Annotated in this window: 13 protein-coding genes and 1 pseudogene; 8 read left to right on the top strand and 6 right to left on the bottom strand. The window is 70.0% G+C overall.

Annotation, left to right across the window (positions count from 1 at the left end; genetic code table 11):
• Nucleotides 1-11 precede the first annotated feature (11 nt).
• Together ABOD76_RS04200 and ABOD76_RS04205 are read left to right on the top strand one after the other, a co-directional pair.
• Nucleotides 12-203 (top strand): hypothetical protein, encoded by a 192-nt coding sequence (locus ABOD76_RS04200; RefSeq protein WP_350242300.1) that lies wholly within the window; start codon nucleotides 12-14, stop codon nucleotides 201-203.
• Between the two features lie 103 nt (nucleotides 204-306).
• Complete coding sequence (locus ABOD76_RS04205) at nucleotides 307-1,071, top strand: DUF72 domain-containing protein (protein WP_350242301.1); 765 nt, start codon at nucleotides 307-309, stop codon at nucleotides 1,069-1,071.
• A gap of 437 nt (nucleotides 1,072-1,508) precedes the next feature.
• Here ABOD76_RS04205 and ABOD76_RS04210 read toward each other — a convergent pair whose 3' ends face one another.
• Nucleotides 1,509-1,670, bottom strand: a complete 162-nt coding sequence (locus tag ABOD76_RS04210) for a hypothetical protein (RefSeq protein WP_350242302.1) — start codon at nucleotides 1,668-1,670, stop codon at nucleotides 1,509-1,511.
• 617 nt (nucleotides 1,671-2,287) lie between these two features.
• Here ABOD76_RS04210 and ABOD76_RS04215 point away from each other — a divergent pair.
• The 5 genes and pseudogenes from ABOD76_RS04215 (at nucleotide 2,288) to ABOD76_RS04235 (ending at nucleotide 8,160) form a co-directional block, all read left to right on the top strand.
• Nucleotides 2,288-3,268, top strand: coding sequence for a proline iminopeptidase-family hydrolase (locus ABOD76_RS04215; protein WP_350242303.1), 981 nt, complete (start codon nucleotides 2,288-2,290; stop codon nucleotides 3,266-3,268).
• A gap of 741 nt (nucleotides 3,269-4,009) precedes the next feature.
• A pseudogene (locus ABOD76_RS04220) lies at nucleotides 4,010-4,719 on the top strand (alpha/beta hydrolase); the annotation flags it as partial.
• A 128-nt stretch (nucleotides 4,720-4,847) separates the two neighbouring features.
• Nucleotides 4,848-5,585, top strand: coding sequence for a jacalin-like lectin (locus ABOD76_RS04225; protein ID WP_350242304.1), 738 nt, complete (start codon nucleotides 4,848-4,850; stop codon nucleotides 5,583-5,585).
• A 573-nt stretch (nucleotides 5,586-6,158) separates the two neighbouring features.
• The gene (locus tag ABOD76_RS04230; RefSeq protein ID WP_350242305.1) at nucleotides 6,159-7,025 is read left to right on the top strand and encodes an alpha/beta fold hydrolase; all 867 of its coding nucleotides are present in this window, start codon (nucleotides 6,159-6,161) and stop codon (nucleotides 7,023-7,025) included.
• A 97-nt stretch (nucleotides 7,026-7,122) separates the two neighbouring features.
• Nucleotides 7,123-8,160, top strand: a complete 1,038-nt coding sequence (locus ABOD76_RS04235) for an alpha/beta hydrolase (RefSeq protein WP_350242306.1) — start codon at nucleotides 7,123-7,125, stop codon at nucleotides 8,158-8,160.
• A gap of 562 nt (nucleotides 8,161-8,722) precedes the next feature.
• On the opposite strand, the gene ABOD76_RS04240 is transcribed toward ABOD76_RS04235, so the two are convergent.
• Nucleotides 8,723-9,022: a DUF1330 domain-containing protein gene (locus ABOD76_RS04240; protein WP_350242307.1), complete on the bottom strand. Its 300-nt coding sequence runs from the start codon at nucleotides 9,020-9,022 to the stop codon at nucleotides 8,723-8,725.
• Nucleotides 9,023-9,598: 576 nt separating this feature from the next.
• On the opposite strand from ABOD76_RS04240, the gene ABOD76_RS04245 reads away from it, so the two are divergent.
• Nucleotides 9,599-10,519 carry a hypothetical protein gene (locus ABOD76_RS04245; protein WP_350242308.1) on the top strand — a complete coding sequence of 307 codons (921 nt, stop codon included), beginning with the start codon at nucleotides 9,599-9,601 and terminating at the stop codon, nucleotides 10,517-10,519.
• Nucleotides 10,520-10,617: 98 nt separating this feature from the next.
• On the opposite strand, the gene ABOD76_RS04250 is transcribed toward ABOD76_RS04245, so the two are convergent.
• From ABOD76_RS04250 to ABOD76_RS04265, 4 genes are all read right to left on the bottom strand, one after another.
• A complete protein-coding gene (locus tag ABOD76_RS04250; protein WP_350242309.1) occupies nucleotides 10,618-10,950 on the bottom strand; it encodes a homocitrate synthase/isopropylmalate synthase family protein in 333 nt (110 codons plus the stop codon).
• A gap of 47 nt (nucleotides 10,951-10,997) precedes the next feature.
• Nucleotides 10,998-11,204: a hypothetical protein gene (locus ABOD76_RS04255; protein WP_350242310.1), complete on the bottom strand. Its 207-nt coding sequence runs from the start codon at nucleotides 11,202-11,204 to the stop codon at nucleotides 10,998-11,000.
• 115 nt (nucleotides 11,205-11,319) lie between these two features.
• Nucleotides 11,320-11,730: a hypothetical protein gene (locus ABOD76_RS04260; protein ID WP_350242311.1), complete on the bottom strand. Its 411-nt coding sequence runs from the start codon at nucleotides 11,728-11,730 to the stop codon at nucleotides 11,320-11,322.
• A gap of 533 nt (nucleotides 11,731-12,263) precedes the next feature.
• A complete protein-coding gene (locus ABOD76_RS04265; RefSeq protein WP_350242312.1) occupies nucleotides 12,264-13,460 on the bottom strand; it encodes a multidrug effflux MFS transporter in 1,197 nt (398 codons plus the stop codon).
• Nucleotides 13,461-13,496: the final 36 nt, after the last annotated feature.

A 13,496-nucleotide genomic window follows, 5' to 3' on the forward strand; every position in this document is an offset into this window, starting at 1 on the left:
CTGAGGGCACGTTGAGCGTCACGCTGCCGGCCGGTCCGTCATGGTCCACCTCCGAGCTGCGTTCCATCGTGCTGGAGGTGAGCGGCCCCTTCGAGGGCCAGCGCAGGCTGAACCGGCTGCCCGTCCGGTCCGCACCTGGAAGCGCGGTCGCGCTGCGCTGGTCGGATGCCGGTTCGGTGTGCCTGTCATGCACCGACACGTGAAGTCCACCGGGCGTCGGTTCGGGCCGGGGATGTCCTGAAGAGGGGTCCTGGCCCGGCGGTCGCGGGTGGCCACGCCGGACGCCAACGCGTGCCACCATCTGGCATGACCGCTTCCACGGTGTTCATCGGCTGTGCTGGCTGGAGCGTTTCCAGTGGGCAGCGTTCCCGCTTCGGTGCCGGGCGCAGCGTGTTGGAGGTGTACGCCACCCGCTTGAACGCGGTTGAGATCAATTCCTCCTTCTACCGGCCGCACCGGCAGAGCACGTACCGGCGGTGGAGCGAGAGCGTTCCGGACGACTTCCGGTTCAGTGTCAAGCTCCCGAAAAGCATCACTCACGTCGCCCGGTTGCAGGGCCGTCCGGACCTGCTGGCGGCGTTCCTCGGCGAGGTGAGTGGCCTCGGAGCGAAGCTCGGGTGCCTGCTGGTGCAGCTGCCGCCCAGCCTGGCGTTCGACTCGGACGTGGCCCGCACCTTCTTCCAGGCGCTGCAGGAGCGGACGTCCGCGCCAGTGGTCTGCGAGCCCCGGCACCCGACCTGGTTCACGCCGGAAGCGGGCGAGCTGCTGGCAGCGTTGGGGGTCGGCCGGGTGGCAGCGGACCCGGCAATCACGACGCGGGCGGCTGTCCCCGGTGGGACGCTGGAGCCGGTGTATTACCGGTGGCACGGCTCGCCAAAGATATACAGCTCCAGTTACGGGCAGGAGGCCCTTCAGGCGCTCGCCCGGACGCTTCAGGAGCACGCGGCGCGCCGGACCTGGGTCATCTTCGACAACACCGCTTCAGGCGCCGCGGTGGACAATGCCCTGGCTCTCCAGCACCTGATGGGCGGGCTGGGGAGCGCCGGCGCTGACATGCCCCGGAGCCCCTGACCGGGCCGCGCCGAGCGGCCCGCCCGCGACGCCGGCTGACCACCCCGGATACCGATGGCCGCGCCTGGAGCGAAGGGAGCCACGAGGTGGCCGTTGCCCAGGAACACCCACGATCCGGCAAACGATCCTCTACGACACATGAACCCACGGCGCTGGAGACGGGGACGCGGCCTCGACGCTGGGCAAGATCACCGCGGACGCGGGCGTCAACGTCGCCCCGGTGCTCCAGGTCTTCGGGTCGAAGGAAGCCCTTCAGGAACCGTCACGGCCAGCTGCTCTGAAACCCTCGCCACGATGGCCAGGGCAGCCGAGGGGCCGGAACGAGCGCGGGTGGGCAACCTCGACACCGCCGTCGCCACCCAAGTGCAGACGATCCGCCGGCCCCATCTTCCGGTGCTCGCGACCGTGCAACAGCGGGGGCACTGACTCAGCGGGACTCAGCGGGACATCGTGAGGTCCTGGGCTGCGGCGTCCGCCAGCTGGCGTTGCTGCTCGCCGACGAACCCACCTGGAATCTTCCGCAGGCCGGGTGGGGCGACAGCTGAAGTCTGTTCGCCGAACTGCACGGTGCGGGCCACACCCTCGTCATCGCGACGCACGGTCCTCTCCCCGCCGCCAGAGCGCAGCGGCAGGTGAGACCCGTTGACGGCCGGGTATACGACCGACCCGCGTTCCTCCGGCGTGACGTTGCCCCACCCCGTTCACTTCGGCCGCAGGTTCAAGACGACCTCGCCCAAGCGCTCAGTCCCTGCCGGCGAAGCGCTTGCCGGTCCGCTCGAACCCACCCGCGGCATCAGGGTGGTGAGCTCTGAAGCTTCCCCGCACGGCAGAGAGGAAGGGACAGGAACGGCGCTGTTGCTCCGGGCGCGTCCCGGCGTGGGCCGGCAAGCGCAGCAGCGCCTTGTCCTCAAGGTGGTGCGGGTCCGGCCCGCAGCCGACGCGCGGATCCCCGGAGCGCCACGTCCAGCGGCGCGGGCCAGATCCTCGGCGGTCGCCGAGGTCCGTTGTTGCCGCCAGCGGTTGGCAGTGCCTGGGGAGCCCTGCGGAACCCCACGAGCAGCGGAGCGGAGCCACGCCTGGACCTCGACCAGTCGCGGCCCTTCCCCATCCGCGGCCGGCCGATTTATGCTGGGATCAGTCCGGGAACCACGTCTGTTTCTGCCCATCTCCGGTCCGTGGTGGGAACGGCTGCTGCGCCGGTCTTCAGGAGGCTTGTATGACGCGTCCCCCGCCCGATCCCGCCACCTACTTCGATGCGACCGGACGTGACGACCGTCTGAGTGGCGGCGTGAAACGCATTCCCGTCGACACGCCGCACGGCACCTTCCAGGTCTGGACCAAACGCGTCGGCAACCACCCGACCATCAAGGTGCTGCTGCTGCACGGCGGGCCCGGCGCCACCCACGAGTACTTCGAGGCGTTCGACAGTTACCTTCCCGCCGCCGGCATCCAGTACTACTACTACGATCAGCTCGGCTCCGCGTACAGCGATCAGCCGGACCTGCCAGCGTTGTGGGAACTGCCGCGGTTCGTGGAGGAAGTCGAGCAGGTCCGCCGGGCCCTAGGGCTGTCCCACGACAACTTCTTTCTGCTGGGGCACTCCTGGGGCGGCATTCTCGCCCTCGAGTACGCCCTGAAGTACCCCGAGCAGCTCAAGGGCCTGATCATCTCCAACATGATGTCCAGCATCCCGCAGTACAACGCCTACGCGCGCTCCACCCTGATGCCCGCCATGGACCCGCAGGCGCTGGCTGAAATTCAGCGGCTGGAAGCCGACTCGGATTTCGAAAACCCCCGCTACATGGAGCTGCTGATCCCGCACCATTACGTGCACCACGTGCTGCGCCTGCCGCCCGAGGCCTGGCCCGACCCGGTCAACCGGGCCTTCGCGCACATCAACCCGGCCATTTACGTGCCGCTGCAGGGCCCCAGCGAGCTGGGCGCGAGCGGGAAGCTGGTGGACTGGGACCGCACCGCCGACCTGCACCGCGTCACCATCCCAACGCTGGTGATCGGCGCCCAGCACGACACCATGGACCCCGCTCACATGGCCTGGATGGCCAGCGAACTGCCCAACGGCCGCCACCTCCACTGCCCGGACGGCAGCCACATGGCGTTCTACGACGATCAGGAGCGCTACTTTGACGGCCTGATCGGGTTTCTGCACGAGGTCGACGCGCGCTCCGCCCAGCGGTGAGGATCCGGGACGCGCCCGCTCGATCGAGCCAGCGATGCACAGCGCCCACCGTGAGTCGCTCGCAGTCCGGCCAGCGACAACGCAACGGCCCGCGCCTGGCGCGGATCAGGCGCGAGGCCATGCGCCGGTCCACTCCAGTACCCCCGACGTCGTTGGATCACCGGTGAACCGAACGAAGTCAACGTTCGTGGGGCGGTTCAGGGCCTCGGCACCTCCCCGAAAGCGGAACGCCAGTCTTTCGTCAGCACGTGAGGAGAACGAGCAACTACAACCGCCAGGGTGCAGCATCACGGCGAGGTGCATCCGCCCGCACGGCGGCGCAGGAGGAAGGGGACGGCGCGGCAGTGCTGTCCTGACCCGGCGCTCGCTCCATCGTCCCTCCTCACCCCCTCGACCTGAAGCCTGTGCGGTCAGGACGGTCATCCGGCATCCAGTGCGCCCCACAGGCCGGAGCTCGACGCAACCATCACCGGCAGCTCAGGAGCTGCGAACAGGAGCTGTATGCCACTCGACCCGAAAGTGAAAGCCGCCCTCGACCAGCAGGCCGGCCTGATGCCCCCGCTGCACACCTTCTCGGCGCAGGCGCTCCGTGACCTCATCCGCTCGTCCCCACAGGCCGTGACGACTACCGCGGAGGTGGCGCGTGTCGAGGACCGCGTCCTCCCGGGCCCGGCGGGCGAGCTGCCCGTCCGGGTCTACACGCCCGAAGGGCAGGGGACCTTCCCGGTGGTCGTGTACTTCCACGGCGGCGGCTGGACCATCGGCACCCTCGACTCGCACGACCCCATCTGCCGGGAACTGTGCGCCGGGGCGAGTGCGGTGGTCGTCAGCGTGGACTACCGTCTCGCGCCGGAACATCCGTTTCCCGCCGCGCCCGATGACAGCGTTGCCGCGACCCGCTGGGTGGCGGACCATGCGGCGGCGCTGGGGGGGACCCAGAGCGCATCGCGGTGGCGGGGGACAGCGCGGGAGGGAACCTCGCGGCCGTGGTGGCGCTGCGGGCGCGGGATGAGGGAGGCCCGGCGCTGCGGGGCCAGCTCCTGATCTACCCGTCGACGGACCTGCACGAGGAGACCGCGTCGTGGCAGGAGAATGGCGTGGGGTACGGGATGACGCGCGAGGACGTGTACTGGTTCCGGAAGCAGTACCTGGGTGAGGCGTCGCAGGCCACGCACCCGCACGTGTCTCCCAGCCGGGCGGAGTCGTTGGCCGCGCTGCCGCCCGCCCTGGTGATCACGGCGGAATACGATCTGCTGCGTGACGAGGGAGAGGCGTACGCCCGGGCGCTCCAGGCGGCGGGCGGCGCGGCGCAGGTCACGCGCTACGACGGCATGCACCACGGGTTCGTCTCGGGCCTCGGAACGTATGACCAGGCGCAGACGGCGCTCGACGAGGCGAGTGCCTGGCTGAGGGTGGTGCTGGGCAGCACGCCCGGCGACGACCAGGCCTGACGTGGCCGCACGACCGGGGTAGGGCCGCGTTCCTCCACCCCGGCAGGGGCCATCGGGGAGCGGGGCCGCGCCGTGTAGACTCTGAGGGATGCGGTCCGGGGCCATCCCGGATCAGCCGAGGAGTCCTGATGACCAACCCACCCGCTACTCGCCGGACCTCGACCAAACGCACCGCGGCCACCCCACACCCGGCGGAACCGACCTCTGCCGGGGCCTCGCCGCTCGCTTACCTGGGCGCTTCGGGTGGTCACGGGGGGGCGCCGTTCCTGCTCACGGCCGAGCCTGAGGCCCGGTTGCTGGGGGTGGAAGTCCGGCACGCCGGTCTGATCGACGCCGTCGGTCTGATCTGGTCGCTGGAGGGGACGGCGATGTCGAACGACGCGGCCAGCGCCCCTGAGCTGGCCGGCGGGTCAGGCGGCGAGACCAGCCGGTTGATGCTGGACCCGGGCGAGACACTCACCCGGATTTCCGGGCGCTGCGGGCAGCATATCGACGCCCTGACGCTGACGACCAGCCGCGGACGAGCGGTCACGTTCGGTGGGGACGGCGGCGAATCGGAGTTCCGCTATGACCTGCCGCCCGGCACCGAACTGGCCGGGCTGTTCGGCCGGGCCGGGCGGTATCTCGACGCCCTGGGCATCCTGGTGCGGCCGGTCCCAGCTGATGCGGGCCAGCCGACCAAAGCGCCAGCTGCGCCCAGGAAGCGGAAGACTGCGGTGGACGCCTCAGCACCGGCCGTGGTCGTCCAGCCCGAGGCGAGCGCTGCGGTGACCCGCACACCACGCCGGAAAGCGGCGGCCTCCGACACGGACGCCCCGAAGGCAACCGTCAAGCGCCCAAGAAAGCCGAAAGCAGACCAGGACTGAACGAGGTCAACCGAATGGGGGGGGCCTTCACCGGGGTGGGCGAGGCTGTCCGTCGCCTCAACCTCTTGAAGGCCACGGCGCCCGATCCACAGCGTCGCAAAACGCGCCCACGTCGGTGCCGTCCTCGCCCCCCTGCATAGCCACCCCTGGGCCGGCAGCCCTGAACGCGCCGCGCCTTGTCCCGACGCTGGAAGGAAGGCATGGTCAGCAGCGGGCAGGCGCAGGTCCGCCACGCCCGCACGGACACCCCCGCTGGAGCGTCCAGGCCACCGCCCCGATCCGGGTCCACCGGCGGGAATGGCAAACAGCGGCTGCCGGTCCTCATGCTGCCGACCGGTGCCTTCAGGCCCGGCAACGAGACGGCACGGGTGCTGAAGCTCACTCCAGATGCGGGCCATGAGCGGCTGGGCGGCGTGCCGGGTCACGCGGGCCACGCAGCGTCCTCCTCGCGCCGGATGCGGGAAGGCAAAGAGTGAGGCCGTGGCGGGTCGTCCGGGCCACGGCACCCGGTGTGGGCCACCGACACGTCGTCGACCGGGCACAGCCAACTCACAGTCCTCCATTCGACGAGCCGTGTCCCAGCACCGCTGCTTCTTGCGGGTGGATCTCCACCCCCTTTCGACCAGGGCGGACAAACCCCACGCGGTATCTTGCGTCATGCACCTGAATGGCCTGGAGCTTCACGTCGAACAGACCGGCGAAGGCTCACCGCTGGTGATGCTGCACGGGCTCACCGCCAACATCGAAAGCATGCGCGCCGAGATCGACCGGCTGAGCCGCTCGCGGCGCGTCATCGCCATCGACAGTCGTGGGCATGGCCGCTCCGATAAGCCCTCCGCGTACACCCTGACCGACCACGTGGACGACGTGCTCGGCGTCATGGACGCCCTGAACCTCACGCAGGTCGAGCTGATGGGCAGCTCGATGGGCAGTTACATCGCGCAGGGCGTGGCGATTCGTGCGCCGGCGCGGGTGAAGCGGCTGGTGCTGGTCACGCCCAAGGCGCACGGCGCCACGTCGTCCTCCGCCCGTCTCCTGGCCCAGCATGCGGACGAGCTGCAGGGCAAAAGCGAGGCGGAGGTGCAGGCGTTCATGTTCAACCTGGTCTTCGCACCCACGACCCCCGCGCCGGTCCGGGCGTCGATGATGGCGTCCGTGCAACAGCAGGCGCAGGACGGCTTGATGCTGACGCCCGAACAGAATCTGGCCGCGAACCGGGCGCTCGAAGGCTTCGATTTCCGCCCGGACCTGCCGCGGGTGACGGCCGAGACGCTGGTGATCAGCGGGCGTCACGATGCGCTCAACCCGCCGGAGGAGGGGGAGCGGATCGCGCAGCTGATTCCAGGGGCGCGTTTTGAAGTGCTGGAACACAGCGGTCACGTGCCGAACCTGGAGGAACCCGAGCGGTTCTTCGCCCTGATCGAGGCCTTCCTGCGCTAACACTCACCACGGGAAGGAGAGCGAACCGTTCGCTCCCTAACCGGGCGCGGCATCCGCCACCTCCAGCAGATCACCTCCCCAGTGGAAAGGAGCACGCATGAACTCCAGAAGGATCGTCCCTTGGGTGGCGGCGCTGGGCGCGACCGGCGCGTGGGTCTACACCCGACGCGCCACGTCCTTTGCATGGCTGCATCCGGACCTGCGCCACCCGCTGCTGAGGCTGCGTCACCCCGCCTTCACGCGCACCCTGGTGTCGCTGATGCGGCGCCTGCCGCGCACCGTGCCCGACCCGACCGACGTGCACGTTGAACGGCGCGCGCTCCCAGGGCCCCCCGGCGCCCCGGACGTGCCGGTGCTGCTGTACCGGTCCCTGGACGGGCCGCGGAACACCGCATCGCTGCTGTATCTCCACGGCGGCGGCTTCATTGCCGGGTCGGCTCAGGACTATCACCAGCAATGTGCGCGCTTTGCAAACGAACTCGGGCTGCTGGTCGTCAACGTCGAGTACCGTCTGGCCCCGGAGACCCCGTTTCCTGGCCCAATGGACGACGCCTACGCCGCTCTGAACTGGATGCACGAGCACGCGGCGGAGCTGGGCATCGACCCGGCGCGGATCGCCATTGCCGGGGACAGCGCGGGCGCGGGACTGGCCGCCGGACTCGCGCAACTCGCCCACGATCGAGGCGAGGTGAACGTGGCCTTCCAGCTGCTGCTGTATCCGATGCTGGATGACCGCACGGTCGTGCGCCCCGACCACGAGGGCCGGGGGGAGTTTGTCTGGACGCCCGGGTCCAACCGGCTGGGCTGGACGTGTTACCTGGGGCAGGTCCCTGGCCTGGACTCAACCCCGCCCTACGCGGCACCAGCGCGGCGCGAAGACCTCCGTGGACTCGCGCCGGCGTGGATCGGGGTGGGCACCCTCGACCTGTTCTACCGGGAAGATCAGGCGTACGCGCAGCGCCTCACGGCGGCCGGCGTGCCGTGTGAGTTCTTCGAAGTGGAGGGTGGGTACCACGCGAGCGAGACCTTCAGGGCCGGCGCGCCTGTCTCCACGGCGTTCCTGAAGCGCAGCCTGGAAGCGCTGCGGGAGGGCCTGCGGCTGGACGACCCAGCCGCGCAAGGCTCCTCCGCCTGAATCCGTGATGCCGAGGACCCCCGCAGGCCGGAACTGCGGAGCGTGAGGGCATGAACCGAACCGGCCACGCCGGTGCTGGCTCGTGGGTCGTACCGTCGCGAGACGCTGGAGCGTCGTTCAGTGCTTGACCCGGCCTCACCGGTGCGCCGCTTGTGATGGACTGCGGGCAGGAGGACGGCAGGCTCCGCGTGGCCGACGATATCGTTCTTGCACCGCAGGCAGGCTCCCTGTACCGGTGCCTGCCGGAACGCATGAGCCAACCATCCGCCACGCCGGTCCGGAGCAACCAGTCCCTGGCCCGCATGTCTGGAGGAGGGTTCACCAGGCGGCGCCAGCTGCCTGGGCAGAGCGAGGCAAAGAGTGGCGGACGATGACGAGACGGTGGCGGCAGCGGCGTTCGGGCGGCTGCCGCTGACCTTGCCCCTGGTCGCGGCCGGCAGTTCACTGTCAGGTGACGGCGTGGCCTGGGTGCAGCCCATCGCACCACCACTCTGGATGCCTGCTCAGCCGGGCCTGCCTCGGGTGTGCATGGAGCAGGCACGACCGGACGCCGCTCCCCCCATCACAGGGGCGCCGGCAGGCCCTCGACGAGCACCATCTCAAACTCAGCGATTCCCGCTCTGGCCCGCCTGGCCTCTGCATACGCGTCAGAGGCATACCACGCCTGCGCACGCTCCAGGGTCGGGAATTCCAGCAGCACCATCCGCTCCGGGTGATAGGTGCCTTCCAGCACCCGGAGGTGACCCCCGCGCGCCAGGTACGTGCCACCAAACTGCTTGACGGACTGCTCGGCCAGGTCACGGTACAGTTGAATGCGCGTGGGGTCAGAAACCCGTGTGTTGACCATCACATAAGCGGGCATCTGTGGAGTCTACATCGCCTCAACACCGGAGCGCGGTGTGGCGATCGAGTGCGCTGTCCGGGAGTGGCTTTCCTGTGAGGACGCGTTGTTGGGTGCAGGAATGTGGGCGGCGGTGATCGGAAGTTCGTGATCATCGAGGTGGGGGCGCTTCACGACCGGTGGCATGCGCCCGGCCCGCCGGTCATCGGGTCGGGCGCGTCCCACGGCCCGGTGAACCGCGGTCCCAGGGGAGGGCCCTGGCGTGTCGTCCCGTGCCTCGCTTCTGCACCGGAGCGCCCCCGTCATGGCTGCAGGATGGTCCCCAGGCACGGCGCGTCGGCGCGACACCCCTCCGACCAGAACACGTCGCCCGCCGAAGGCCCGGCCGCGCACCAGCGCGTGACACGCCAGCCGCCCGCGGTCCCGTCCACGCCCCGTGACCTCACCTGAAGTCCGCGAGATCTCCCCGGAGTGGAGACGCCGTGGACGCTCAGGGCCACCATCGGCCGGCCATCCTGCTGCCGGTACTGTTCGGTGCACAGAGGGGCGGCCCAGGAGCGCACATGCGGACCGCCGCCCGCTGAAAGGAGCGAACTGATGAAGGCACGGATGATGATGGGGGCTGCGTTGGTGCTGGGCCTGGGACTGACCGCGTGCGGCGGGAACGCGGGGAGCGTTCCGCCCACCGGGACGCCCGGCACCGGGGGAGGTGGGGGCGGTACCGCACTGCCCGCCGAGCTGCAGGGCGAGTGGAACTACGGCACCATTTCACCGATTGAGTACTACGATCCCACCTCCGGGCAGTACGCCGAGGCGAGCGGTACCAGCGACATCCTCAAGTTCACCGCGGACGGCACGTACGAACGCACTGGCATCACCGTCGTCACCACGTACAACTGCACAAGCAAAATCCTGCTGCACCAGACGGGCATCGTGACGCTCAGCGGCACCACCCTCACCCTCACGCCGAAGGTGTCCCTCGCAAAAGGCTACCGCTGCTCCCCGAGCGACGCCTTCGAAAACCGCGCGCTCAACACGTCCGTCAACACCTGGAACGTTGCCGGCAGCGGCGCGCAGGCGGTGCTCACGCTCGGCGACCCGGACCATCAGGCGGTGGACAGCCACTACAACCGGCCGCGCGGGACCTCGACCCCCGGGTCCGGCGGCGCGGCGGGGTCCATCAAGGGCACCCTTCACGTGGCGAAGAGTGGCGAGACCATCGGGGCCGTGTCGGTCTTCGCCTGCCCGGCGTCCGGGACCTGCGCTGCGGCTGGGGACGCCTTCCGCTACACCCATCCCGGTGACCTGGGGACCTCGGGCAGCTACGTCCTCGGGAACGTGACGAACGTGCCACACAACGTGTTTGCCTGGACGGACGTGAATGACAACAACCAGGTGGATGCCGGGGACATGTACGGGGTCTACACCTCGGATGGGCAGAGCGTGACCGCCGTCACCCCACCGGCCCAGGGGATTGACATCACCCTGTCGAAGTTGACGCCCGACGACGTGCAGTGACCTCGCGCCAGCCCGCCAGGCCGGGCGATCCGCGCCAGAACATCAGCGACGTGGACGCCCCGGCCGAGTGGGCGGCAGCGGCTGACGCGGCGGGTGGGTCATGCGGAGCACTCCGGCCGGAGTCTCCTGCCCCAGGGGCGCGCAGGTCGGCGGCGGAGAGCGGCCCCTTGCGGTTGGCCAGCGCTTTGAAGTGCACGAAGCGCGGCGTTCATGGCCTCCTCGTTCAGCCGGTGGTGCCGGTGGCCATCCAGATCGGAGGCCAGGTCGGTCAGCGCCTTGCGGAAGTCCACCCGGCCCGAGTGCTTGCCGATGACCAAGACGCCGGCCTCGCGGCCTCTCTGTTTGGCGTTCATGATCTCACAGGTCTCCTTGTGGTTGAGGACGCCGTCCTGACGAATGCCCGTCTCGTGCGCGAAGGCATGGTCCCCCACAGCGCCTTGTTGGGCGGCACGACCATCGCGGCCCGGTCGTGGGGGCGTCAGGTGTGCACGGCCATGACCACCGCTTCCAGGGCGGTGTTCCCCGCCCGCTCACCGATGCCGTTGACGGTGCCTTCGATCTGCGTGGCGCCGTGTTCCACGGCCGCCAGGCTGTTCGCCGTGGCCAGGCTCGGGTCGTTGTCGCCGTGGGCACTGATCTCGACCGCCTGCCCCGCCACAGTTTCATCGCGGACCCGGGCGATCACCGCGCCGTCTTCGGGCGGGGTCCCGTCCTCACGGGACCGGGGATGTTGATGATCGTCGCTCCTGCCTCGATGGCGGCGCGGTACAGGCGGATCACGAAGTCAACGTCCGCGCGCCTCACGTCCGGGGCGGAGCACTGCACCTCGTCGGTTCGTCGGTGGACTGGCACGCGAGCTTCACGGCCTGCACGGACGACGCCGGCACCTCGTCCGGAGTGGTGCGGAGCATGTACTCCGTGTGGATGGCGCCGGCGAACGTGAAGACATGAAGGCAGCGCGTTGCAGCGGCCTCCAGTGCGGGCGAGGGGGCGATGGTGGGGCCACGGACCTCCCGGGCGATGCGGGTCAGGCAGTCGACGTCCCCGTCGCTGGGAATGGAGAACCCTGCCTCGATGATGTCCACGCCCAGCCGTTCCAGGGCATGGGCTGTTTCGTGTTTCTGCGCAGGGTGGAGGGCGACTCCGGGCGACGGTGAACCGTCGCGCAGGGTGGGGTCGAAGATGTGAATGCGGCGAGGTGTGTCGGTCACGGTCCGGCTCATTCGCGTGAAGGCAAGGGGCGGACCACCACAAGAAAACCCCGGAGCTGAGGGCTCCGGGGAAGGACGCGCTGCCGCTTCCGTCTGCCTCCACCGGAGGGACAAAAGCAGCAGCGCGGTATGCATCGTCATCTGACGCACCCTCACCGGGGGAAGGGAGCGTCAAGGGCGCACGAGCGATCGCCTGAAGCGCCGGAGCGTCCCCGTCGCGGGCAGAGGTGGACCGTACCGAAAGACGCGCGTCCAGGGCCTGCCCTGGACTGGTGAGGGGCGTCCCTCGGGCGACGAACAAGCCCCCGCACCAGCCAAGGCGGTCAGAGGGTCCAGGCGCGGGGGAGGGTGGTGACGGTGCATCTGCCGTCACGGGACCAGCAGCGGGGGATGCACCCCCAGCTGCTGACGCGGCCCTGCAGTTCGGCGGCGCGCTGGTGTCCGTCCGACCATTCACCGGACCGCAGGGCCAACGCAGGCGGGCGGTCCGCCACTTGCGGCTGGGGACGGCGTCGCGTGACCGCCCGGAACCGTTACCGCCGCGCCACCTGATGGCAGATCAACACGCCGAGCGCGCACACGGTGATTACGGTCATGATGGCCACGCTGCCACCACCCAGCGCGCCGACCAGTGTGCCGGAGAGCGCGCCCAGCGCCGACTGCAGGGTGCCGTTCAGGGCGCTGGCGCTGCCCACCCGCTCGCTGACACTCGACAGGGCCAGCGCCGAGTTGTTGGGGAACAGCATGCCCGCGCAGCACAGCAGCGCGAAGAACAACGCGGCGACCAGCGGCACGCTCAACAGCTGCAGCAGCGCGGCGGCCAGCAGCAGCAGCCCGACGAGCAGGGCCACCCGGCCCGCGACCCGGGCCATCTGCTCCGGCTCGTAGCGGCGCAACAGCGCGCGGTTGACCTGCGAGGCGAGCGTCAGGCCCGCCGCGTTCACGCCGAACAGCAGGGCGTACACGCCCGGGCGGACGTGGAGTTCCTGCAGGAACAGAAAGGGCGATCCGGTGATGTAGGCAAACAGCGCCCCGAAGGAAAAGCCGCCCGCCAGCGAGTACCCCATAAAGCGGCGCTGCCGCACCAGCCCGGCGTAGACGACCGCCGTATCGCGCAGCCGCATGCCCGCGCGGGCGGCGACCGCGTGCGTTTCGGGCAGGCGCTGTGCCGAGAGCAGCAGGCACAGCGCCCCGTACGCCGCCAGCACGCCGAACAGCGCGCGCCAGTGCAGGAAGGTCAGCAGCCACGTGCCGAGCGTGGGGGCGATGGCCGGGGCCACGCCGGTGACCAGCATCAACGTCGAGAAGAGGCTGGCGGCCGCTTTGCCCTCGTACCGGTCGCGCACCACCGCACTCACGATCACGGCGCCCGCGGCGCCGCCGAGCGCCTGCACCAGCCGCCCCGCGATCAGCACCCCGATGCTGGGGGCCAGCGCGCACAGCGCCGCGCCCGCGACGTACAGCGCCAGCCCCGCGAGCAGCGGCGCGCGGCGCCCGTACTTGTCGGCGACCGGGCCGTACAGCGCCTGCCCCAACGCCAGGCCGAACAGGTAGACGGCCAGCGTGTACTGCACCTGCCCGGGCGTCGCCATGAGGTCCTGCACGATCTGCGGGAAGGCCGGCAGGTACAGGTCGATGGTCAGTGGCCCGATGGCCATGATCGTGCCCAGCACCAGCGTGAACGCCAGCGTCGGGGCGCGGGACGGGGCCTGAGGACGGGCGACGCTCATCGGCGGACGGGTCGGGGCGGGCAGAGCCTGGAACAA

Origin of the sequence: Deinococcus sonorensis KR-87, assembly GCF_040256395.1 — a bacterium.
Lineage (GTDB): Bacteria > Deinococcota > Deinococci > Deinococcales > Deinococcaceae > Deinococcus > Deinococcus sonorensis.

What these genes read in the sequence shown, in the direction of transcription:
- ABOD76_RS04205 (WP_350242301.1), top strand. Translation starts at nt 307, where the DNA reads ATGACCGCTTCCACGGTGTTCATCGGCTGTGCTGGCTGGAGCGTTTCC.
- ABOD76_RS04215 (WP_350242303.1), top strand. Translation starts at nt 2,288, where the DNA reads ATGACGCGTCCCCCGCCCGATCCCGCCACCTACTTCGATGCGACCGGA.
- ABOD76_RS04225 (WP_350242304.1), top strand. Translation starts at nt 4,848, where the DNA reads ATGACCAACCCACCCGCTACTCGCCGGACCTCGACCAAACGCACCGCG.
- ABOD76_RS04235 (WP_350242306.1), top strand. Translation starts at nt 7,123, where the DNA reads ATGAACTCCAGAAGGATCGTCCCTTGGGTGGCGGCGCTGGGCGCGACC.
- ABOD76_RS04240 (WP_350242307.1), bottom strand. Translation starts at nt 9,022, where the DNA reads ATGCCCGCTTATGTGATGGTCAACACACGGGTTTCTGACCCCACGCGC.
- ABOD76_RS04245 (WP_350242308.1), top strand. Translation starts at nt 9,599, where the DNA reads ATGAAGGCACGGATGATGATGGGGGCTGCGTTGGTGCTGGGCCTGGGA.
- ABOD76_RS04265 (WP_350242312.1), bottom strand. Translation starts at nt 13,460, where the DNA reads ATGAGCGTCGCCCGTCCTCAGGCCCCGTCCCGCGCCCCGACGCTGGCG.